This window comes from Nonomuraea sp. NPDC050786, from assembly GCF_040654115.1.
Classification (GTDB): domain Bacteria; phylum Actinomycetota; class Actinomycetes; order Streptosporangiales; family Streptosporangiaceae; genus Nonomuraea.
In genome coordinates, this window is record NZ_JBFAHJ010000005.1 from 36088 (window position 1) to 57787 (window position 21700).

The 21700-nt window shown below is 67.0% G+C and carries 20 protein-coding genes; 6 read left to right on the forward strand and 14 right to left on the reverse strand.

The window, feature by feature from the left end; translation table 11 throughout:
• Nucleotides 1-2: 2 nt before the first annotated feature.
• Nucleotides 3-386 carry a hypothetical protein gene (locus AB0H84_RS12205; protein WP_357602152.1) on the forward strand — a complete coding sequence of 128 codons (384 nt, stop codon included), beginning with the start codon at nt 3-5 and terminating at the stop codon, nt 384-386.
• Here the strand turns inward: AB0H84_RS12205 and AB0H84_RS12210 are convergent.
• The 3 genes from AB0H84_RS12210 to sodN form a co-directional block, all read right to left on the reverse strand.
• A complete protein-coding gene (locus AB0H84_RS12210) occupies nt 383-1162 on the reverse strand; it encodes an RNA polymerase sigma factor SigF (protein WP_176573444.1) in 780 nt (259 codons plus the stop codon). The two genes, AB0H84_RS12205 and AB0H84_RS12210, sit on opposite strands and share 4 nt — an antisense overlap.
• 17 nt (nt 1163-1179) lie before the next feature.
• Nucleotides 1180-1626 (reverse strand): anti-sigma factor, encoded by a 447-nt coding sequence (locus AB0H84_RS12215; RefSeq protein WP_357602155.1) that lies wholly within the window; start codon nt 1624-1626, stop codon nt 1180-1182.
• Between the two features lie 127 nt (nt 1627-1753).
• Nucleotides 1754-2155: a superoxide dismutase, Ni gene (sodN, locus tag AB0H84_RS12220; protein ID WP_344992164.1), complete on the reverse strand. Its 402-nt coding sequence runs from the start codon at nt 2153-2155 to the stop codon at nt 1754-1756.
• Between the two features lie 172 nt (nt 2156-2327).
• On the opposite strand from sodN, the gene AB0H84_RS12225 reads away from it, so the two are divergent.
• The gene (locus AB0H84_RS12225; RefSeq protein WP_357602158.1) at nt 2328-2621 is read left to right on the forward strand and encodes a S24 family peptidase; all 294 of its coding nucleotides are present in this window, start codon (nt 2328-2330) and stop codon (nt 2619-2621) included.
• Here AB0H84_RS12225 and AB0H84_RS12230 read toward each other — a convergent pair whose 3' ends face one another.
• From AB0H84_RS12230 to AB0H84_RS12245, 4 genes are all read right to left on the reverse strand, one after another.
• Nucleotides 2622-3047, reverse strand: coding sequence for a CGNR zinc finger domain-containing protein (locus tag AB0H84_RS12230; protein WP_357602161.1), 426 nt, complete (start codon nt 3045-3047; stop codon nt 2622-2624).
• An 89-nt stretch (nt 3048-3136) separates the two neighbouring features.
• Complete coding sequence (locus AB0H84_RS12235; protein WP_357602164.1) at nt 3137-3880, reverse strand: amino acid ABC transporter ATP-binding protein; 744 nt, start codon at nt 3878-3880, stop codon at nt 3137-3139.
• Nucleotides 3877-4704: an amino acid ABC transporter permease gene (locus AB0H84_RS12240; protein ID WP_357602167.1), complete on the reverse strand. Its 828-nt coding sequence runs from the start codon at nt 4702-4704 to the stop codon at nt 3877-3879. Before AB0H84_RS12240 ends, AB0H84_RS12235 begins: the two co-directional genes overlap by 4 nt.
• A gap of 3 nt (nt 4705-4707) precedes the next feature.
• Nucleotides 4708-5565, reverse strand: coding sequence for an ABC transporter substrate-binding protein (locus AB0H84_RS12245; RefSeq protein ID WP_357602170.1), 858 nt, complete (start codon nt 5563-5565; stop codon nt 4708-4710).
• Between the two features lie 277 nt (nt 5566-5842).
• Here AB0H84_RS12245 and AB0H84_RS12250 point away from each other — a divergent pair, with 277 nt between their 5' ends.
• The gene (locus AB0H84_RS12250; RefSeq protein WP_357602173.1) at nt 5843-7033 is read left to right on the forward strand and encodes an NADP-dependent malic enzyme; all 1191 of its coding nucleotides are present in this window, start codon (nt 5843-5845) and stop codon (nt 7031-7033) included.
• A gap of 143 nt (nt 7034-7176) precedes the next feature.
• Nucleotides 7177-8535: a hypothetical protein gene (locus AB0H84_RS12255; RefSeq protein ID WP_357602176.1), complete on the forward strand. Its 1359-nt coding sequence runs from the start codon at nt 7177-7179 to the stop codon at nt 8533-8535.
• A gap of 90 nt (nt 8536-8625) precedes the next feature.
• On the opposite strand, the gene AB0H84_RS12260 is transcribed toward AB0H84_RS12255, so the two are convergent.
• From AB0H84_RS12260 to AB0H84_RS12275, 4 genes are all read right to left on the reverse strand, one after another.
• Nucleotides 8626-10122: a hypothetical protein gene (locus AB0H84_RS12260; protein ID WP_357602178.1), complete on the reverse strand. Its 1497-nt coding sequence runs from the start codon at nt 10120-10122 to the stop codon at nt 8626-8628.
• A 178-nt stretch (nt 10123-10300) separates the two neighbouring features.
• Nucleotides 10301-11824, reverse strand: a complete 1524-nt coding sequence (locus AB0H84_RS12265) for a hypothetical protein (RefSeq protein WP_357602181.1) — start codon at nt 11822-11824, stop codon at nt 10301-10303.
• A 436-nt stretch (nt 11825-12260) separates the two neighbouring features.
• Nucleotides 12261-13787 carry a hypothetical protein gene (locus AB0H84_RS12270; protein WP_357602184.1) on the reverse strand — a complete coding sequence of 509 codons (1527 nt, stop codon included), beginning with the start codon at nt 13785-13787 and terminating at the stop codon, nt 12261-12263.
• Between the two features lie 696 nt (nt 13788-14483).
• Nucleotides 14484-14876: a transposase gene (locus AB0H84_RS12275; protein WP_357602187.1), complete on the reverse strand. Its 393-nt coding sequence runs from the start codon at nt 14874-14876 to the stop codon at nt 14484-14486.
• A 260-nt stretch (nt 14877-15136) separates the two neighbouring features.
• Here AB0H84_RS12275 and AB0H84_RS12280 point away from each other — a divergent pair, with 260 nt between their 5' ends.
• Nucleotides 15137-15715, forward strand: a complete 579-nt coding sequence (locus tag AB0H84_RS12280; RefSeq protein WP_357602189.1) for an NUDIX domain-containing protein — start codon at nt 15137-15139, stop codon at nt 15713-15715.
• 322 nt (nt 15716-16037) lie between these two features.
• Here AB0H84_RS12280 and AB0H84_RS12285 read toward each other — a convergent pair whose 3' ends face one another.
• The 3 genes from AB0H84_RS12285 to AB0H84_RS12295 form a co-directional block, all read right to left on the reverse strand.
• Nucleotides 16038-17201, reverse strand: a complete 1164-nt coding sequence (locus AB0H84_RS12285; RefSeq protein WP_357602192.1) for a hypothetical protein — start codon at nt 17199-17201, stop codon at nt 16038-16040.
• 196 nt (nt 17202-17397) lie between these two features.
• Complete coding sequence (locus tag AB0H84_RS12290; RefSeq protein ID WP_357602195.1) at nt 17398-18498, reverse strand: hypothetical protein; 1101 nt, start codon at nt 18496-18498, stop codon at nt 17398-17400.
• 288 nt (nt 18499-18786) lie between these two features.
• Nucleotides 18787-19896, reverse strand: coding sequence for a serine protease (locus tag AB0H84_RS12295; RefSeq protein WP_357602198.1), 1110 nt, complete (start codon nt 19894-19896; stop codon nt 18787-18789).
• Nucleotides 19897-20180: 284 nt separating this feature from the next.
• Between AB0H84_RS12295 and AB0H84_RS12300 the strand changes: the two genes are divergently transcribed.
• Nucleotides 20181-21617 carry an acetyl-CoA synthetase gene (locus AB0H84_RS12300; protein ID WP_357602201.1) on the forward strand — a complete coding sequence of 479 codons (1437 nt, stop codon included), beginning with the start codon at nt 20181-20183 and terminating at the stop codon, nt 21615-21617.
• Nucleotides 21618-21700: the final 83 nt, after the last annotated feature.

A 21700-nucleotide genomic window follows, 5' to 3' on the forward strand; every position in this document is an offset into this window, starting at 1 on the left:
GCGTGAGCAGTCGTCCGGTCACCCTCGTCGTCGCCGCCGCCATCGTCGCCCTGGAGGGCCTGGCCGCGCTCGGACTCGGGATCTACGTCGCGGTCGAGACCCTCGTCAGCACCCCGGACAACCTCACCACCGCCCTCGCGGAGTCGGCCTTCGGCGTGCTGATCGGGGCGGGGCTGCTCTGGGTGGCGTGGGGCGGGCTGTTCAGGATGGAGCGGTGGGGCAGGTCGCCCGGCGTGCTGGCCCAGATCTTCGTGCTGCCGGTCGCCGTCACGCTGATCCAGTCGGGCCAGCCGCAGCTGGGGATCCCGCTGATCGTGATCGCCGTGGCCGGGCTGGCGACGCTGCTCGCGCCGCCCACCACCCACGCCCTCTACGGGGACGGCTAGTCTTCGGCGGTCAGGCCCTCGCGCAGCTGGGCCAGCGTGCGGGCCAGCAGGCGCGAGACGTGCATCTGCGAGATGCCCAGCTCGGTGGCGATCTGCGACTGCGTCATGTTGCCGAAGAAGCGCAACAGCAGGATGCGCTTCTCACGTGGCGGCAGCCGCTCGAGCAGCGGTTTGAGCGACTCGCGGTATTCGACGCCCTCGAGCGACTCATCCACGATGCCGAGCGAGTCGGACACCGCGGGGGCGTCGTCGTCGCCGGAGTCGGGCGCGTCGAGTGACACGGTCGAGTACGCGTTGGCCGACTCGAGGCCCTCGAGCACCTCCTCCTCGGTCATCTTGAGGTAGGAGGCCAGCTCGGCCACGGTCGGCGCGCGGCCCTCGCGCTGCGACAGATCGCTTATCGCCTTGGTCAGCGAGAGCTTGAGCTCCTGCAGCCGGCGCGGCACGCGCACCGCCCAGCCCTTGTCGCGGAAATGGCGCTTGATCTCGCCGACGATGGTGGGCGTGGCGTACGTGGAGAACTCCACGCCGCGGTTGAGGTCGAAGCGGTCGATGGACTTGATCAGGCCGATGGTGGCGACCTGGGTCAGGTCGTCGAGCCACTCGCCCCTGTTGCGAAAGCGGCGGGCCAGGTATTCGACCAGGGGAAGGTGAAGCTCGACCAGCTCATCCCTGATGCGCTGGCGGCGCGGCTCCTCGGGGCCCAACTCGGCCAACTCGGCGAAGAGCATGCGGGCACGCACCCTGTCGGGCACGGCGTGTTCGCTGGTGGCCATGGCTCCAGTCCTTTCCGTCACGCCGGCCCTGCCGATCTCTGGGCCGCGCCTCGGCGCTTACGCAGGACGATCGCCATCGTGTCGGGGGAGCCCTGGGAAGGCGCCACCGCGTCCACCTCGTCCGCCAGGGCGGTCAGCACCATCCAGGCGAAGTCGTCACGCTTGGGCGCGGAGCTGCCGACGGTCGCCACCTCGACCCTCACCTGCATCTCCTGCCCGGTCAGCTCGAACTCGGCGGTCAGGTCGGTGCCGGGCACCGCCTCGGTGAGCAGCATGGCGCACGCCTCGTCGACCGCGATCCGCAGATCCTCGATCTCGTCGAGCGTGAAGTCAAGCCGCGCCGCCAGCCCGGCGGTAGCCGTACGCAGCACAGACAGGTAGGCACTGGCGGCGGGGAGCCGGATGCTCACCACGTCGCGGATGCCGGCCACGCCCTCCGCGCGCGTCTCGGTTTCCTCGGTCACGTTCCTCCTCGCGTTTCCGATGCCAACTGCAACTTACCGCCCCTGGGAGGTGCTTGGACGATTCAGACTCGCCATCAACGGAAAAGGCTCTGCGCGGACGCCGCCGCACAGAGCCTTATGTGCCGTTTTAGGCCGCCTTGGTCTCCCAGAAGATCTTGGCGATTTCGTCGATCTTGCCCAGCAGGTCCTCGGCCTTGGCGACGTCGACGGTGCCCTTGGCACCGGCGGCGCCCGCGAGCTTCGTGGCGTCCCAGAAGAGCTGGTGGAGCTGAGGGTACTGCTCAAGGTGCGGCGGCTTGAAGTAGTCGGTCCACAGCACCCACAGGTGGTGCTTGACCAGCTCGGCGCGCTCCTCCTTGATGGTCAGCGCGCGGGCGCGGAAGACCGGGTCCTCGTTGCCTGCGTACTTCTCCATGATCGCCTTGACCGACTCGGCCTCGATGCGGGCCTGAGCGGGGTCGTAGACCCCACAGGGCAGGTCACAGTGCGCGGAGGCGACCTGCTTGGGTCGTAGCAGTCGTGCGAGCATCAGAAAATCCTTCCTTGATGCTGAATCAGCTTGGTCCACAACCGACCTTACTCGGGTGCGGAACGACCGCGGAGGAGGGGGGATTGCTCGGCGCCCGTGGGTCTTAGGCTTGTTCCGCGGCAGGTTCGGGCGGAGACGTCCGTCCGGTGCCGAGCGCGTCCTTGAGGAGATCATGAGAGTGCGTGTCGAGGGCGATTCGATGCGTCCCGCGCTGGTCCCCGGCGACTGGCTCCTGGTACGCAGGAACGCCGCCGTCCGCCCGGGCGACGTCGTGGTGGCCAGGCTCCCCGGCGACCCCGACCGGCTGATCGTGAAACGGGCACAGTGGCACGGTGCCGACGGCTGGTGGCTGGAGAGCGACAACCAGCGCGCGAGCGGTCGCCGCGACAGCTGGGACTTCGGCCCCGTCCAGGACATCGTCGGACGGGTCGTGCTGCGCTACTGGCCCCTGCGGCGGCGGCGATGATCAGGAGCCGTTCCGCTGACGGGCGCGGAAGGCGGCCACGTTCGCGCGGCTGGCGCAGCGCGGCGAGCAGTAGCGGCGCGAACGGTTGGACGAGGTGTCCAGGAACGCCCGCCCGCAGCGCGGCTCCTGGCACCGGCCGAGCCGGTCCGCGCCCAGCTCCGCCACCACCGCCGCCAGGCCCATCACGGCGCCTGCGGCGTCCTCCTCGGCCAGGTGGAGGTGCCAGCCCCGGCCGTCGTGGTCGGTGAGCTGGGGGCGTACGGGATAGCGCACGAGCAGGGCGTTCAGCCGCTCGGCCGCGGCCCGCTCGTCCTCGGCGGCGTCGAAGACGGCGGCCAGCTCGTCCCGCAGCCCTCTCAGCTCGGGCGGCGGGTCCGGGTCGTTGACCAGGCGGAGTGCCCACTCGGCGTAAGAGGTGAGGTCCATGCCGGAGTATTACACGATCGCTCGGCCGGCGCCGCCGGAGCGCGCCCCGAGTGGACGGGGCGCGCTCCGCGCAGGCGTGCGGCCGGCGGTCACTCCTCCGGGTGGAGCACGCGGCGCAGGAAGGTGCGGGTGCGTTCCTGCTGCGGATCGCCGATGACCTGCGCGGGCGCGCCGTCCTCGACGATCACGCCGCCGTCCATGAACACCACCCGGTCGGCCACCTCACGGGCGAAGCCCATCTCGTGGGTGACGACGAGCATGGTCATGCCCTCCTCCGCCAGCTTCCGCATGACGGTGAGCACGTCCCCCACCAGTTCGGGGTCGAGCGCCGAGGTGGGCTCGTCGAACAGCATCAGGTCCGGGTTCATGGCCAGCGCCCTGGCGATCGCCACGCGCTGCTGCTGGCCGCCCGAGAGCTGGCCCGGCAGGGAGTCGCACTTGTCGCCGACGCCGACCTTCTCCAGGTTCTCCCTGGCGACGACCTCGGCTTCCTTCTTGCTCCGCTTCAGCACCCGCTGCTGGGCGATCATGACGTTCTGCAGCGCCGTCATGTGCGGGAAGAGGTTGAACTGCTGGAAGACCATGCCGATGTGCCGCCTGACGGCGTCGATGTCCACGTCGGGGTCGGTCGCCTCGACCCCTCGTACGAACACCTTGCCCCTGGTGGGCTGCTCCAGCAGGTTCACGCAGCGCAGCAGGGTCGACTTGCCCGACCCCGAAGGGCCGATGACGCAGACCACCTGCCCTGTGTCGACCGCGAGGTCGATGCCCTTGAGCACCTCGTTCTGGCCGAAGTGCTTGTGCAGGTCCCTGACGTCGATCGCGTGCGTCATCGGGCGCTCCCCTTACGTCGCTCGAGCCGGGACGCGAGGTATCCCAGCGGGACCGTGACGATCAGGTACGTCACGCCCGCGACCATGATGGGCGTGGCGTTGGCGTACTGGGAAGCCAGGTCGTTGCCGAACTTGGCCAGCTCGACGTACTCGCCCGAGACACCGAGGAACAGCACCAGCGAGGAGTCCTTGAGCAGGGCCACGAACTGGTTGGTGGTGGGCGGGATGACCATGCGGATGGCCTGCGGGATCACCACAGTGATTTGCGCCCGGGTGGCCGACATGCCCAGCGACCTGGCCGCTTCGGTCTGGCCCTTCGGCACGGCCTGCAGGCCCGCGCGGAAGACCTCCGCCTGGTAGGCCGCCCCGACCAGGCCCAGCCCCAGGATGCCCTGTCCGTACGTGCCGAAGGGCACCTGGAAGCCGGGCAGCGCGAGCGGCAGGAACGTGATCATCAGGAAGATCAGCAGCGCGGGGAGCCCGCGGAAGATCTCGATGTAGACGATCGCGATCCACCGGTACGGCCGGACCTGCGAGAGCCGCATGAGCGCGAGCAGCAGTCCCAGCACGAACGAGAAGACGAACCCCCCGACCGTGTAGATGATCGTGTTGCGCAGCGCGATCGTGAACAGGTCCGGCAGCGCGTGACCCGCGACGTCCGGCTTGGCGAAGTTCTGGGCCAGGCCGCCCCAGTCCGCGTACAGACCTAGGGCGACGAGCGCGACGACCAGGACGACGTACTGGATGCCCCGGCTGATGCGCTGTTTCTTCCGAGGGCTGAGCCTGGCGCGGGCAGGCTCAGCCGTCTTCGGCTGGTCGGCCATGGGTCAGCCCAGCTCTCCGGGCTTCTTGCCGAACCACTTCACGTAGATCTTCTCGTAGGTGCCGTCTTGCTTGGCCTTGGCGATCTCTTCATTGATCGTCTTGAGCAGCGTCGGGTCGGCGCCCTTCTTCAGGCCGATGCCGTACTGCTCGCCGGTGTTCAGGCTGGCGATCAGCTCGAACTTGGCGGCGATCTCCGGCTTCTTCAGCCAGGTGAGCACGACCGGGAGGTCCTGCACGATCACGTCGGCCTGCCCGGCCTGCAGGGCCAGCAGCTCCTTGGCTGAGTCGGCGTACTCGGTGGGGTTGAGCCCCTGCTTCTTGACGTAGTCGAGGCCCGTGGTGCTGGCCTGGGCGCCCAGCTTGAGGTTCTTGGCCTTGACGTCCTCCAGCGACTTGGCGCCCGTGCCCTTCTTGGCCAGCAGCGCCTGCGTGGCGTCGAAGTACGGGTCGGAGAAGTCGATGTTCTGCTTGCGCTCGGGAGTGATCGTCATGCCGGCGGCGGCCACGTCGCACTTGCCGGCCGCCATGGCGGCGCCGCTCTTGATGACGGCGAAGTCGATGTCCACGATGTTCTGGGTGACACCCAGCTTCTTCGCGGCCAGATCGACGATGTCCACGTCGAAGCCGACGATCTTGCCGCTCGCGTCCTTGAACTGGAACGGCTCGTACGGGATGTTCGTGCAGACCGTGAGCTTCCCGGGCTGCACCAGCTTGACACCGCCCGCCGCGGAGGCGCTCGCGCTCGTCGTGCTGCCGGAGCTCGAGCCGGAGCCGCCGCCGCACGCGGACAGCGTGAAAGCAGCGATCAAGGCGAGCGCGCCGGCGGCGTAGCCACGGCGGCCCTTGGGACTGAGGGCCATGTACGGCCTCCTCGAAGTGAAATGCCCGAAGCTTGCGTTTTGTGCAGTTTAAATGGGGTTTAGCAGCGGTCCGTCATCGGAGATTTAACGATGCGTCAACGGAACGGCGTCGGCGCCGACACCGAGACCATCTCACCATGTGGCACGATAGTGAGACGGGTGACCCCCGTACCCCTCTGAGACGACCGACGAGGGGATTCTGGCAGCTACCGAAGCCAGCCCGCTCCCGCTCGTCCGCCGAAGGTTTCTTCCGCTCCCGATGACTACAGGGGTCGCTGTGGCTGTCACGCCCGCTTCTGCTTCCGTCGCGAAACTCGATCTCGATCCGGCCTTCGCGCTGCACCGCGGCGGAAAGATCGAGATCCGCTCGACCGTTCCCGTCCGCGACGCGGACGACCTCTCGCTCGCCTACACGCCCGGCGTCGCCCGGGTCTGCACCGCCATCGCCGAGACGCCCGCGCTGGTCAACGACTACACCTGGGTCTCCAACGTGGTCGCCGTCGTCTCCGACGGCACCGCCGTGCTCGGCCTGGGCGACATCGGCCCCTCCGCCGCCATGCCGGTCATGGAGGGCAAGGCGCTGCTGTTCAAGCAGTTCGCGAACGTCGACGCCGTCCCCATCTGCCTTGACTGCACCGACGTCGACGAGCTCGTCGAGACCGTCGCGCGCCTCGCGCCGTCGTTCGGCGGCATCAACCTGGAGGACATCAGCGCCCCCCGCTGCTTCGAGGTCGAGGACCGGCTGCGTGAGCGGCTCGACATCCCCGTCTTCCACGACGACCAGCACGGCACCGCCATCGTGGCGCTGGCCGCGCTCCAGAACGCCGCCCGCCTGACCGGGCGCTCGCTGGGCGACCTACGCGCCGTCGTGGCCGGAGCGGGCGCGTCCGGCGTCGCGGTCACCCGCATCCTCCTGGAGGCGGGCATCGGCGACATCGCGGTCTCCGACTCCAAGGGCATGATCTACGAGGGCAGGGAGGGGCTCAACCCCGTCAAGGAGGCCCTCGCCCGCGACACCAACCGCGCGGGCCACACCGGCTCGACGGAGGACGCGCTGGCCGGCGCGGACGTGTTCCTCGGGCTGTCCGGATCCACCGTCTCCGAGCAGGCCATCGCCTCCATGGCGCCCGACGCGATCGTCTTCGCCCTCTCCAACCCCACGCCCGAGGTCCACCCCGAGGCGGCCGCCAGGCACGCCAGGGTCGTGGCCACCGGGCGCTCCGACTTCCCCAATCAGATCAACAACGTGCTCGCGTTCCCCGGGGTCTTCAGGGGCGCCCTGGACGTGCGCGCCTCCGCCATCACCGAGAACATGAAGGTGGCCGCGGCCGACGCGCTGGCGGGGGTCGTCGGCGACGATCTCTCGCCGACGTACGTCATCCCGAGCCCGTTCGACGAGCGCGTGGCGCCCGCCGTGACGGCCGCCGTCTCGGCCCAGGCCCGGGCCGACGGCGTCGCCCGCCTCTGACCTCTCCTTCAGGGGGGCCCTCTCACTTAGTGGGGCCCCCTTTTTGCTGTCCTTTGAGAAACAGCCTTAAACCTTTACCCAAGGTGATATAACAGTAGCTCTCTGTAAGGATGTGGGCGCCCACTCCTGCGACGAGGAGAGCGATGGAACGCGAGCCAAACCGACTGCTGCGGCAGCTCATCTCGGAGGCGGGGTTCTCCCACAAGGGACTGGCCAGGTGCCTCAATGATTGGGGAGCTGCGCGTGGCACTCCGGGTCTCAAGTACGACCACAGCTCCGTGCTGCGCTGGATCGGCGGCCAGAGGCCACGCGATCCGGTGCCGGCGCTGCTCACGGAGATATTCGCGATGCGGCTGGGCCGACCGGTTACCCCGGAAGACCTGGGCATGCCCGCCATCCTCACACCCCTCGATCTCGGGCAGGAGTTCACGCACACGTGGCAGGAGGGGGTGGCGACCGTGACGGCGCTCTGGCGGGCCGACGTAGAAAGACGGAGATTCCTCATCGACTCGACTTTCGCAATAGGAGCAGGCTCCGTAGGAGCCGTCCGCTGGCTGACGTCCCCATCCCAGGGACATCCGAGCGGCACCGGCGCGCGGCGGGTGGGCCGCGCCGACATCGCCGCCATCCAGGAGGTGACCCGGTCCTTCGGCGAGCTGGACAACCGCTTCGGCAGCGGCCGCGTCCGCACCTCCGTGGTCAAATACCTCGACACCGCCGTCTCGCCGCTGCTCAAGGACGGCCTGTACGGCGAGGCCACCGGCAGGCAGCTGGCCGCCGCGGCCGCCGAGCTGACCCGCCTGGCCGGCTGGATGGCCTACGACATGGAGCAGCACGGCCTCGCCCAGCGCTACCTCATCCAGGCACTCCGCCTGGCCAGGGGCGCCGACGACCACACCCTGGGCGGCGAGATCCTGGCCGGCATGGCACACCAGGCCATCTACATGGGCCAGCCCGCCCACGCCCTCGACCTCGCCAGGGCCGCCCAGATGGCCGCCCGCCGCGCCCGCGTCCACACGCTGCTGGCCTCCGCTCACGTGCTCGAGGCCCACGCCCACGCGGGCCTGGGCGACGCCCGCTCCTGCGGCGCCTCCCTGCACGAGGCAGAGAGCGCCTTCGACGCGCGCAAGGCCGCCGACGAGCCCGCCTGGCTGAGCTACTTCGACGAGGCCTATCTGTCCGCCAAGTTCGCCCACTGCTTCCGCGACCTGGGGCAGGGGGAGCGGGCCGTGCGGTACGCCCGGCGGTCGCTCGACATGGACGCCCGGTACGTCCGGGGGCGGATGTTCAACCTGTCGCTGCTGGCCGCGGGGCTGCTGCAGAGCGGGGAGCTGGAGGAGGCGTGCTCGGCCGCCGCTACCGCTTTCGCGCTGGCCGGGGACCTGCAGTCGGTCCGGACGCGGTCCTACGCGGCCGATCTGCGGCGGCGGCTGGAGCCGTACAAGAACGAGCGCGCTGTGTTGATGCTGCGGGAGAGGTCGCGCGAGCTCACGGCGGTGTGACTTCGGAACGTCCGCACGGCGGTGTGACCTCGAGACGTCAAGCGGCCCGGGGCGCTCGCCTTGAGCACCCCGGGCCTTCCCGTGCGCCTTTTACTGCAGGAGCTCGCCGTTGGGGCCGACGATCTTCTTGGTCTCGGCGAACTGGGCCTTCGCGTACACGTCGGCCACCTCACCGTCGAAGATGGCCGAGCTGATGTAGTCGATCCGGCCGTTGCCGTCGTTGTCGTGGAACAGGCTGGTCACGCCGTTGACGTAGCCGGTGCGCTTGGCGTTGTCGTACTTCATGAGCCACGGGCCGCCGTCGGCGCCGGCGGTCATGGAGCACTTGAGCAGCTGGTGCGTCTCGACCTTGAACGTGTTGATCTGGTAGCTCTTGGTGGCGGTCTTGCCGGAGCAGAACTTCGGCGTCACACCGGAGAACGGGCGGTCGCCGTCGGGGTGCGGGGCGGCGGGGTAGCCGAACGCCGTCACCTGCTGGCCCAGCGGCTGGTTCCAGGCCACGCCCTGGCCGCCGACCACGTCGCCGAGGCGGCCCATGTCCTTGGCGATGCCGATGATGTAGTGGGCCTCGTAGTACTTGCGGGAGGTGCCGGGCTTAACCCACTTCTGAGTGAAGTAGTGGGTGATGGTGTAGTTGCCGAACTTGTCGGCCTCGGTGCCCTTGTCGCCAGGCCCCTTGTACGCGTCCCAGGTGGCCTTGTCGACCTGCTCCACAACCGGCTCGCCGAACTTGAAGCCCTGGCCCCTGCCGGTCTTCGCGTCCTTGTACGCGGCCGGGGTGACCTCGACCTTCTCCAGGACGGCGCCGGCGTAGTCGGGGCCGACGAGGTCGGCCGGCTTGTCCTCACCCTCCGACCAGCAGTCGCCGAGGGTGAGCTGGCACTTGAGGAAGTCCGCGGCGCTGATCTCGCGCGGCTTGATCCACTTGTCGCCGGCCCACGCCTTGAATTCGCTGCGCGAGACGTCCTTCCCGCCCGCCAGCGCGAATCCGTTGTGCACCGCCACGAAGGCGAAGTCGCCGTCGTAGTCGTCGTAGGTGTCGAGGTCGTAAGCGGTGAATGCGTAAGCACCCGTGTAAACGCCGAAGGGTGCCTTGCCCTGGTAGTAGCCGGGCACGAAAATCCACTTGTCGTAGACGTCGTCCTTGCCGTTGGCGAAGACGCAGTGGCCGGCGGTGGCGACCAGGTTGCGGTTCCTGGACTGGATGGACGTCGCCGAGCACCAGCGGTACTGGCCGGCCTTGTCGAGGAAGAAGACCTTGCCGATGGTCTTGGGCAGGTTGACGTTCTTGGACTGCGCGGGCTTGGTGCTGGTGGTGGTCGGGCCGGTCATGCCGGGCTTGCCGTCGGTGGCGCCGCTGCTGCCGGAGGACACGATCTTGGACACGGTCTTGGTGTCCAGGCGATATTCGGTGGCCTTGCGCAGGGCGGCTCCGTTGGAGTCGAGCCAGAAGTAGGCGGCACCGTACGCGTCGGCAGGCTTGGGCTGAAGGTTGTCGGTGGCCCAGCTAGGGGCGGCGCCGGCGGGGACGGCGAGGGCGGCGGCGCTCAGGCATGCGGTGGCCAGGGGGATGAGCAGGCGCTTCAAGGGGAGGCTCCACGGTTGTCAAAAAGGGTGTAAAGACCCTATCGACACTTAAGTCACTGTAGTAAGTCGGAATGCCAGATTTCTCACCAAAAAGGCCGAAGGGCCCGGCAGGATGCCGAGCCCTTCGGTTTTACTGCTGACGAACGACGAACAAGTCTTCGTTCCGATCCGCAGCGAACTACGGGATGAGCTTGCCGCTCCAGGCCTTCGCAGCAGCCTGGTAGACGACGTTGGTCTCACCGTCGAAGTAAGCCGAGGTGATCGTGTCGTAGCGCTTGTTGCCGTCGGTGTCCGCGATGAGGCTGGTGACACCGTTGACGTAGCCGAGACGCTTGGCGTTGCTGTACTTGTACAGCCAGGGGCCACCGTCGTAGCCAGCGGTCACGGTGCACTTCATGGACTGCTGCTCCTCGACCTTCTTGGACGGGATCAGCAGAGCCTTCTTGGCGGTCTTGCCGTAGCACCACTTCGGCGTCACACCGGTGAACGGCTTGTTGCCGTCCAGGTGCGGGCCGTAGGGGTAGCCGAAGGTGCGGACGTACTTGCCGGACGGCTGGTTCCACGCGAAGCCCTGGCCACCAACAACGTCGCCGAGGCGACCGATGCTGCGGACCTTGTGGGAGACGACGTAGTAGTCGATCCGGTAGTACTTGGTGGAGGTGCCGGGCACGTACCACTGCTGGACGTAGTAGTGGGTGATCGTGTAGTTCCCGAACTGGTCCGCCCCGGCAGACTTCGTGCCCTTGCCGGTGTAGGACTCCCAGGTGGCCTTGTCCACGTTCTCGACAACCGGGTCGCCGAAGATGAAGCCCTGACCGCGGCCGACCTTCTTGTCCGTGACAGCCTGGTCGTAGACGGCCTTGGTGACCTCGACCCTGTCGACGACAGAGCCCGGCTTGTCGGGGCCGGCCTCCGACGAGCCCTTGCCCAGCTCGACGTCGTAGTACACCTTGTTCGGGGTGTTCTGCGCCTTGTCGAACTCGTCCTTGGACACCTCGGTCCGCTTGGTGTCCACCGCCTCACCCTTGGCGGCAGCGTCCCGGTACTGCTCGTACGTGACCTTGTCGTGAGCGTAGGCCACGCCGCCGATGCCGTCGTAGACGGTGACGAAGGCGTAGTCGCGGTCGAAGTCCTCGTACACGTCGAAGTCGTAGTGGGTGAAGGCCTGCTTACCCACGTAGATGCCGAACGGAGCCTTGCCCTGGTAGTAGCCGGGGACGAAGACCCACTTGGACACGACCTCGTCGTTGCCGCCGATGTCGTACACGCAGTGACCGGCCGTGGCGACCAGGTTGCGGTACTGCGACTGGATCGAGGTACCGGAGCACCAGTACAGCTTGCCGTCAGTGCCCTCGAAGAAAACCTTACCGATGGTCTTCGGCAGGTTCACGTTCTGAACCTTGGCGGCGACCTTCTTCTCCTCGCCAATGGGGGCGGTGGAGCCCGGCTTGGTGTCCGAGGTGTAGCCGCCACCGGAGGAGATCTTCTGAACCTCGAGAGCGTCGGGGTTGAACGCCACAGCCTGCTTCAGCGCCGCGTTGTCCGACTTCGTCCAGAAGTCGAGGATTTCGGCGGCCTTGGCCTGGCCGGCCAGCTCGTCGGCGGAGTAGGTGTCGGCAGCCTGGGCGGTGCTGGCGAGGCCAGCAGCCAGGAGACCAGTGGCCAGAATGGCGCCACCGGCCGGGAGGAGGATGCGCTTCATTTGGTAACTCCTTGCGCTGTCGTGGAACGCCTCTTGCGTCCCATGCGTCAGTAAAGGGATAGCCAGAACATACAGTGTCGATCTTGCTAGCCGGTAGCCGCTTTGGAAGGAAAAGATGCGACAAGCCGGGCGTGACCGTTCTGTGATGTTTAAGTCGCTGATGCCCGTGAGGCGAAAGACGCTCGCCTTGCGACCGTTTGCCCTGATCAACATAAGGGCGTTGTGAGCGTTGCTCGCGGGGCTGAGGCGCCGTCTCGATCTCGGCCGGATCGGCTATGTGAGGCAGATCACATTGGATTGATGGCACCGTCTGGACGCCCCATGCGTCCAAGGCGCCTTCACTTTCGGCGGGAATGCCAAAGGGCCCGGCAGGATGCCGGGCCCTTTGGTCGCAACGGTTATACGAACGGTCTAGGACCGGTCGCTATCCGTTACTTCAGACAATCTTGCCGGACCACGAAGCCGCAGCCGCCCGGTAGACGGTGTTGGTCTCGCCGTCGAAGTACGGCGACGAGATGTAGTCCACGCGGCCGTTGCCGTCCTGGTCGTTGAAGGTGCTCACGACACCGTTCACGTAGCCGAGACGCTTGGCGTTGCTGTACTTGTACAGCCACGGACCACCGTCGGCGCCCTCGGTGAAGGCGCACTTGAGGGCCACGTGCTCCTCGATCTTCTTGGCAGCCGAACCGACCAGCTTGCTCGAAGTCTTGCCGTAGCACCACTTCGGAGTCACGCCGGTGTAGTTCTTGTTGCCGTCGGGGTGAGGAGCGGCCGGGTAGCCGAACACGCGGACGTACTTGCCGGTGGGCTGGTTCCACGCGAAGCCCTGGCCGCCGACGACGTCGCCGAGGCGACCGGCGTCCTTGGCGAAGCCCTCGATCACGTAGTAGTCGACGCGGTAGTACTTGGTGCTCGTGCCCGGGACGTACCAGTCCTGCACGTAGTAGTGCGTGATCAGGTAGTTCCCGAACTTGTCCGCGCCCTCGCCCTTCTCCCCGAGACCCTTGTAGGCGTCCCAGGTGGCCTTGTCGACGTTCTCGACGACCGGGTCGCCGTAGACGAAGCCCTGACCACGGCCGTTGCCCTTGGCCTTGGCGGCCTCGTAGTCAGCCTTGGAGACTTCCTTCTTGTCGACAATGGCGCCGGGGTAGTCGGGACCGGCGACCTTCTTCGCCGTACCCGGCTTGATGTCGTAGTACAGGAACTTGTTCGGGTCCTTGATGGCCGACAGGTATTCCTTCTCGTCGACCTCGGTGGTCTTGATGTCGGTGACCAGACCCTTGGCCTGAGCGTCCTTGTACTCGTTGAGCGTGACCTTCTTGGCCGATCCGGCATCGAGCTTCACGCCGTTGTACACGGTCACGAACGCGTAGTCGCGGTCGTAGTCCTCGTACACGTCGAAGTCGTAGTGGGTGAAGGCCTGCTTACCCACGAAGATGCCGAACGGCGCCTTGCCCTGGTAGTAACCGGGGACGAAGACCCACTTGGACATGACGTCCGAGTTGGTCGCCGTGTCGTACACGCAGTGACCGGCCGTGGCGACCAGGTTGCGGTACTGGGACTGGATCGAAGTGGCGGAGCACCACTTCTTCTCGCCCTTGCTGTTGACGAAGAACACCTTGCCGATGGTCTTCGGCATGTTGACGTTCTGGACCTTCGCGGCGACCTTCTTCTCTTCGCCGATCGGGGCCGTCGAGCCGGGCTTGGTGTCCGCGCTGTAGCCGCCCTTGCTCTGCAGCTTGGCGACGTCGCCCTTGTCCCAGACGTTGGACTCCTTGGCGGCCCGGAGGGCAGCGCCGTTGTTGTCGGCCCAGAACTGGGCAATGGCCTTGGCGTTCGCCGCACTCGTCGCCATCGGGTCGCTGGCAACGTCGCTGTTGGCCTGGGCGGTGCCGGCCAGGCCGGCAGCCAGAAGGCCGGTAGCCACGAGGGCGCCACCGGCGGGAATGAGGATGCGCTTCAAGGGAACTGCTCCTTGCTCTGTCGTGGGTCGCAACTTGCGTCCCATGCGTCAGTAAAGGGATAGCAAGGAACATAGCGTGGTGATCTACGCAGGTGAAACCCGGTTTGGGCGATCCGGTAGGCGGCCGTACCGCCGTTACCGTGCTGTTATCAGTCAGAGATCTTCGCGGCCGGTGATTGGATAGTTACGTTTTCGCTGGGTATAGAGGGGTTGTGGCTGATGGTACTGGAGTGCCGTTAGCGGCCTGTCACAGTGCGTAGTCGGTCGAACGTGACTTAGATCACAGGAACCGGATTGACGCCCAATCCGTCTAAGTCGTTCCAATCCTCACAGGTGATCTTCAGGTTAGGCCTGAAACCTCTCCGGAACGCCACTCAGAGGGCGATTGCGGGGCCGCGTAGAGGGCGCCCTGTCCGGGTTGGGGCCGTCCTCGCCGGGAGGGAGGGGTCGGCGAGGACGGCCGTCGGTTGGCAGGCGGGTCTTGGGGGAGCGACCCGCGGCCAGTCCTATGTGAACTGAGCGCCTGAGGCGCCTCAGTGGCTTCCGTGGCGACGTGCCACGGGCCATGGGAAGGGGTTGTCCGGTCGAAGCGGCAGCCGGCCGCTTCTGAAGGGGTTGTCCGGTCGAAGCGGCAGCCGGCCGCTTCTGAAGGGGTTGTCCGGTCGAAGCGGCAACCGGCCGCTTCTGGAGCGGGATCTAGAGGTCTCTCTGCCTGACTATCGCGGTCAGGTGGGCACGCAGGCTTATCAGCACCGGATCGCTCGTGGCCCGCTTGTGTCGCGGGTGCTGTGTCATCGCCGGAGCCTCGTCCTGGCGCGCTCGAGGGACGTTCTGCTGAGCGATCTCCACGGCGGCCAGCAGACGCCGCCAGGTGCCGTCGGCCGTCCAGTGGCGGTGGTGTCGGTAGATGGTCACCCAGCAGCCGAAGCGCCCGGGGAGATGGCGCCACCGCAGGCCGGTGCGGGCCTGGTAAAGCGCCCCGTTGATCATCGTGCGGTGTTCATCCCACCGATCTCCGCGCTTGTCGCTCTGGGGGAGCAGCGACGCGAGTCGCTCCCACTCGGCGTTCGTCAGATCGCCTCGATGCATACGCTCATCGTGACAAGGCAAACACGCTGTGTCAGCAAATTCAAAGAAGATCTTCGCGAGAGTTTGCCTATCAAGCTGGATGGCCGCTGCCGATGCGCCTCCTGCTGAAGTCGCTCCGGGACATCAGGAGGGAACGCCGACAGCAGGGACCTGATGGACATATTTGCTGGTCGACAGCCATGTTCTCGGCAATGGGAAGAATCAAGTCAATGTCCGGCAGTCGATTGCGGGGGAGCTGCCGCAGGCCCTTCCATGTGATCGTGACTGTTTCCCATGAGGAGGTCGGCGCTGTGCTGGCGCGGTATCTCGCTGCCGCACCCCATCGCGGGCTCGACACGGCTCCTCTGGTTGCGGCCCTTGGGCAGAGCGGCGACGTGGCCTCGCGGAGGACCTTTCCGTTGCACGTCACCTGTAGTGCGGTCCTCGTGGATGCCGTCGGGGACATCCTGATGATCTGGCACCGGAGGAATGGGCGGTGGCGGCTGCCTGGTGGGCATGTCGAGCCGGGGGATCCCAGCATGTACGGCGCTGCTCTGCGTGGGCTTGAGGCGGTGACCGGTGTCGCATGGTGTCACACGATCCCCGCGATGCCGGATGACGACATTCCGGTGCACATCAGCGTCCACTCGGTTCCGGCTGATTCGGCAGAGGGGGAGCCGTCGCATGTGCATGCCGACTTCCGGTACGCCTTCATGGCCGATGAGGGTGGTGTGCCCATAGCGGGTACCGCGGGTACCGCGTTCGCCTGGCGGCCGCCGTATGAGCTGCTGAGTCCTCGTTTCGCTGCTGTCTCGCGAGGAATGCGCTTTTCCTGCCGTGGCCGTGGCGCGATGGCTTAGCTTGGTGTGCCCGCTGCGGGAGGCTCCGTTGCTCTTGCCAGGCGCAGGAGGGAGGGCGCCTGCTCGGGTCGTGCCGGCAGGGCAGTCGCCGCTGTGCCGAACGTGCCGGGCGGGGAGTGAGGGCAGGCATGGACGTCATGTCAGAGGCGAGGTCTTACCCATGAAGCGTCGTGCCTCGATGTCGGCATGCGCGGCGGCGGCGGCCGCTGCCAGCGGGTAGCTCTGCCGTTGAGCGGAGCGACTTTATTGCCAACGTCTCCGGGAACGGCTACGGCGAGGGCCTCGTCCACTGCCGAGGCCCTCGCCGTTCCCCTGGAAGGGCTTACTTGTACAGCTCGCCGTTCGCGGTGACCAGCTTGCCGGACCACGAGTTCTTGGCCGCGTTGTACACCGCGGCCGTCTCACCGTCGAAGTAGGGCGACGTGATGTAGTCGATGCGGTCGTTGCCGTCCTGGTCCGCGAAGGTGCTGGTCACACCGTTCACGTAGCCCAGGCGCTTGGCGTTGCTGTAGTTGACGAGCCAGGGGCCGCCGTCGTACCCGGGGGTCACGGCGCACTTGAGGCCGATGTGCTCCTCGATCTTGAGCCAGGGAGCGCCGACCGCCTTGGCGGTGGTCTTGCCGTAGCAGGTCTTCGGCGTGACGCCGCTGTAGACCTTGTTGCCGTCCGGGTGCGGGGCCGCCGGGTAGCCGAAGGCGCGGACGGGCTTGCCGGTGGGCTGGTTCCAGGCGACGCCCTGGCCGCCGACGTTGTCGCCGAGGCGACCCGCGTCCTTGACCAGCAGCAGGTGGTAGCGGCCGCCCCACGAGCGCTTCGGGCCGGTGAAGCGGTCGTAGGTCTTGCGGTCCACGTCCTTGACGCGCTCGAGCTGGATGCCGTTGTAGACCGTGACGAAGGCGTAGTCCTTGTCGTAGTCCTCGTACGTGTCGAAGTCGTAGTGGGTGAAGGCCTGCTTGCCCACGTAGATGCCCCACGGGTGCTTGCCCTGGTAGTAACCGGGGACGAAGATCCACTTGTCGAGGAGCGCGCTGTTGCTGTCCGTGTCGTACACGCAGTGGCCGGCCGTGGCGACCAGGTTGCGGTAGTTCGACTGGATCGAGGTGGCCGAGCACCAGCGGTACTTGCCCGAGCCGTCGACGAAGAAGACCTTGCCGATGGTCTTGGGGAGGTTCACGTTCTGGGCCGAGCCGGACGACTTCGACTCGCCGGTCGGCGCCGTGGTGCCCGGCCGGCCGTCGGGGGTGTAGCCGCCCTTGGAGACGACCTTGCGGACTTCTTTCGCATCCCACGTGTACTGGGTCGCCTGACGGAGCGCGGCTCCGTTCGCGCCGAACCAGAAGGAGGCGACGGAGACGGCGTCGGACGTGCTGTTGGCCAGGGCGTCGCGGGAGACGTCCCCGTCAGCCTGCGCAGTGCCGGTCAGACCCACGGCGAGCAGGCCGGTCGCCAGAATGGCACCACCGGCGGGCAGAAGGATTCGCTTCAAGGTAACTCCAGGTTGCGCTGATAAGAGGCGCCTGGTGCACCTCCACAACTCAGCAAAAGGACACCCGGAATTTACAGGTTTGACCAAGCCGGTGTGAATTTTGGGTAGATCATCCCATCGTTCCAATGGCCCGCCGTGACCGTACCGAGACAAAGGAAGCGCTGATCACGAGCAGTGATTGAACGGTTGCTGTGATTTAGGTCACTTTTGACGGTGTGGTCAGGGCCGCGGCGCGTCGGTAGACCTCTCCGGTGGTGGTGTCGAAGTACGGGGACGACACCGCGTCGTACCAGTCCTTGGCGTCTCTGTTCCAGGTCAGGCTGTTGACGCCGTTCAGGCTGCCGAGCCCGCGGTCGCCGTTGTAGCCGATCAGCCAGGGGCCGCCGCTCGCGCCGGGGCTGAAGTCGCACGACAGCAACTGCACGCCCTTCTGCAGGTCGATGCTGACAGCCGAGGTCCAGCGGGTGGGCCCCGCGCCGCACATCTCCAGCTTCTTGCCGTTGAACGGCGTGCTGCCGTCGGGCTGCGCGCCCGCCGGGTAGCCGAAGGCGACCACCGAGTACGTGCCCGGCTTCTTGTTGAGCTCGATGCCCTGGCCGCCCACGTTGTCCTGCAGGCGCCCGACGTCCTGCATGACGTAGCCGCCGTTCTTGGACACCCATTTGAAGCCGCGGTGCACGGTCACGAACGCGTAGTCGAAGTCGTAGTCGCCCTTGCCGGACCAGTCCTCGTGCATGCTGATCGAGGAGCCCACGTAGATGCCGTCAGGGGTCTCGCCGTTGGGCCCGGGGTTCGGGACGAAGATCCAGTACTCCGCCGCCTTGGTCTGGCGCGGGTCGTACGCGCAGTGCCCGGCCGTCGCGACGACGCTGCGGTTCTTGGCGGCGATCGCGCTGGCGGAGCACCAGTACTCCTTGTCCCCGAACCGGAAGAAGACCTTGCCCATGGTCGTCGCCGCCGAGCGCTTGCGCGGCAGCGCCGGCGCCACGGACTGCGCGGCGATCGCCCTGGTGACCGGGGAGGTGGCCTGCACGGCGGGGGCGGAGGCGGCCGGGGTGGCGGACGGCGCCGGGGTGGCCGCGGCGCCCGGCGTGGCCGGGCTGTAGCTGTCGGCCTTCTTGAGCTGGTCGGGCGTCCAGTAGTCGGCGACCCGCTTCACGTCCGCCGAGGTTTTGGCCAGCGTGACGGCGAACACCCTGCTGTCGCGCTCGGCGCTCGCGATCCCTGTGAAGGCAGGCAGCATCAGCAGCGCGCTGCTGAGCGCAGCCGCCACCAAGTGCCTGGCCCGGGGGATCATGAAATGCCTTTCTTTGGGTTGTAAGGGTGGATTTTTCCAGATCAACACGTGGTATTGCAGCCAGGATAGAGATTCGTTACCTGATCAGGGTGCAGGGTGAGCTATAAGGACACCGTCAGACAAGCCGCTAAATGATCATTGAAACTTGTCGTTTGCCCAGGTCAGGGTGGTTGCGGGGGCGTGGGAATTACGGCGATTCCGCGCTGTTCCAGTGGCGAACGCCTCATTGACATCCCCAGGGGGAAGGCCCCGGTTCTCGGGGAACCGGGGCCCAGGGTGCCGGCGTGATCAACGGAAGTTGCCGGTCCAGCGGTTGGCTGCTGCCTTGTAGACCTTGTAGGTGTCGGTGTTGAAGTACGGCGACGAGATGTAGTCGTAGCGGTCGTTGCCGTCGGTGTCCCACGCGACGCTGTTGACCCCGACCAGGTAGCCGGTGCGCGACGCGCTCTTGTAGTTGTAGAGGAACGGTCCGCCGCTCGCGCCGGCGGTGAAGGAGCACTTGAAGCCGATGTGCTCCTGCAGGTTGTACTTCCTGGCCTCCGGCATCGGCTTCGTCTTGCCGTAGCAGAACTTCATCGTGCGCCCGGTGTACGGCTTGTCGCCGTCAGGGTGCTCGCCCGCCGGGTACCCGAACGAGAACACGTTCAGCTTCGGGCTCCTGTTCCAGGTGAAGCCCTGTCCGCCGACGTTGTCACCGAGGCGGCCGACGTTCTTGACGGTCCACTGCCACCGGCCGTTGACCTTCTCCCAGTTGACCTTGATGCCGTTGTAGACGTTGACGAACGCGTAGTCGAAGTCGTAGTCCTCCTTCACCACGAAGTCGTCGTGCGCGTTGAACGTCTTGGCGGCGTAAATGCCGTAGGGCGCCTTGCCCTCCCAGGCATTGTTGCCGTCCCAGTACGACGGAATGAAGATCCAGTTGTCGTAGAAGGTGTTCTTGCTGGTGTCGTAGACGCAGTGGGCGGAGGTCGCCACGAGGTTGCGGTACTTGCCCTGCACCGAACTGGCCGAGCAGTAACGCCAGCTCCTCGGGTCGCGCGGGTCGGCCTTGGGCAGCGTGAAGAACACGCGGCCGACCGTGTTGGGCAGGTTGACGTGCTTGCTCTTCGTGGCCTTCGTCTTCTCCTCGCCGATCGGCGGGACGGATCCGGGGGGTCCGTCAGGGGCGTCGTTGGTGCCCTTGACGCCCTTGGAGGTCAGGCTGAGGCCGTCGTCGTAGTCGGTGGCCAGCTTGACGCGGTCGGGCGTCCAGAACTGGATCGCCTGCTCCGCGGGGGTGGCGGCGTTCTGGGAGACGACGTCTGAGGGTGAGGTCGCGCTCGCCGCCGTGCCGCTGATCAGCCCGGCGGCCAGCAGGCCGGCGAGCGGGATCGCGATGCGCCTTGCTCGGGAAAACATGGAGCTCCTTTCAGCTTTCGGCGGCCCAGAGCGGGGTACTGCGCCCCGGTGGGCCAGGAAAACGATCGGAACGTTAATGAATGGCGCAAGCGGGTGGCCAGGAAACGACGTGAAAAAGCATGGCCCGGTTCCATTCCGTTATGGAAATAGCGAAACCGCATGTATTACCGATCGGCATCTCCGCAGGTGGTGGCACCTGTTATTTGTCTGCAGCAACAGCGGTAACACTCATTATCAAATGCCACTTCACAGCCAACCGAATCTTGTTCTGGTTAACTGGATTCATGGATCCACGCACCCCTTGTCTCATCGGCATCGCACAGCGCACGGTTCGCGAGCAGCCCGGTCCGGAGCCGCTCGATCTGTGGGCGGAGACGGCCCGCGCAGCCGCCGACGACGCCCGGCTCCCCGCCGAACGGCTCGACTCGATCCAGATCGTCTACACCGACTCCTGGCAGTACGACTCCCCGGTCGGCCGCCTCGCCGAGCGCCTCGGCGCCACGCCGCGCCACCGCGCGTACTCCAAGGTCGGCGGTACGGCTCCGCAACTGCTCATCGGCGAGGCCGCGGCCAGGATCGCGGCGGGTGACATCGACTCCGCGCTGGTCACGGGGGCCGAGGCGCTCGCGACGCGCAGGGCGTACAGGCAGGCGGGCGAGCACGTGCCGTGGAGCCATCCCGCCGTGCCCAAGCCCCCTTACGGGTGGGAACGGCCCCCGCATCCGTCCGCGCTGGCTCACGGGCTGTTCCTGCCGGTGCACACCTACGCGATCATGGAGACGGCGTGGCGGGCGGCGGCCGGGCTCGCGGTCGAGGAGGAGATGCGCGACAGGGGCCGGATGATGGCGCCGATGACCGAGGTGGCCGCCGCGAACCCGTACGCCTGGCGCAGGACGGTCCGCACCCCCGACGAGCTCGCGCGCGGCGACCGGTTCGTCGGCTGGCCCTACACCAGGAGCACGGTGGCCGTGCTGGAGGTGGACCAGGCGGCGGCCGTCGTCCTGGCCGCCAGTGAGCTGGCCGACCGGCTCGGGGTGCCCGCCGAGCGGCGCGTGTACCTGCGCGGATGGGCGTACGGGGAGGACACCTGGGAGGTGGCCGCGCGGCCCGTGCTCGGCGCTTCGGAGGCGATCGGGAAGGTGGCCGAGGCCGCCTTCCTGCGGGCCGGGCTCGGCCTGGACGACATGGACGCGCTCGACATCTACAGCTGTTTCGCGGTCGCCCTGCGGCAGGCGTGCGACGCGATCGGGCTCGACCCGCTGGACCGGCACGGGCTCACGGTCACCGGCGGGCTGCCGTACGCGGGCGGCCCGGCCAGCGACTACGTGCTGCACTCGACGGCGACGATGGCGGGACTGCTGCGGGCGCAGTCGGGGCACGGGCTGGTGAGCGGGGTGGGGATGCATCTGACGAAGCACACGTACGCGGTGTGGTCCAGCGAGCCGGGTGGGCGGCCGGGGAGCGCGGCGCCGGTGTTCGTGGCCAAGGAGGTGCCTCTTGTGGACGCCTTCGACGGGGACGGGGTGGTGGCCGGGTACACGGTCGCGCACGGGCGGGACGGGGGCGCCCAGAGGGGTGTCCTCGTGGCCGAGGTGCCTGGTGGGCGGGCTTATGCCGTGGTGGAGCGGGCCGAGCTGCTGGCGGACGCGGAGTCGCGGGAGCTGGTGGGGCAGCGGGTGCGGCTGGTGAGCGACGGGAAGGTCAATGTGGCTACGTGGTGACCTGAAGTTGATGCCAAATCTGTGATCGCTTGACTACTGTGCGGCGTTGACATTTTTATGTCACGGGCGGACGCTGGAGTCAT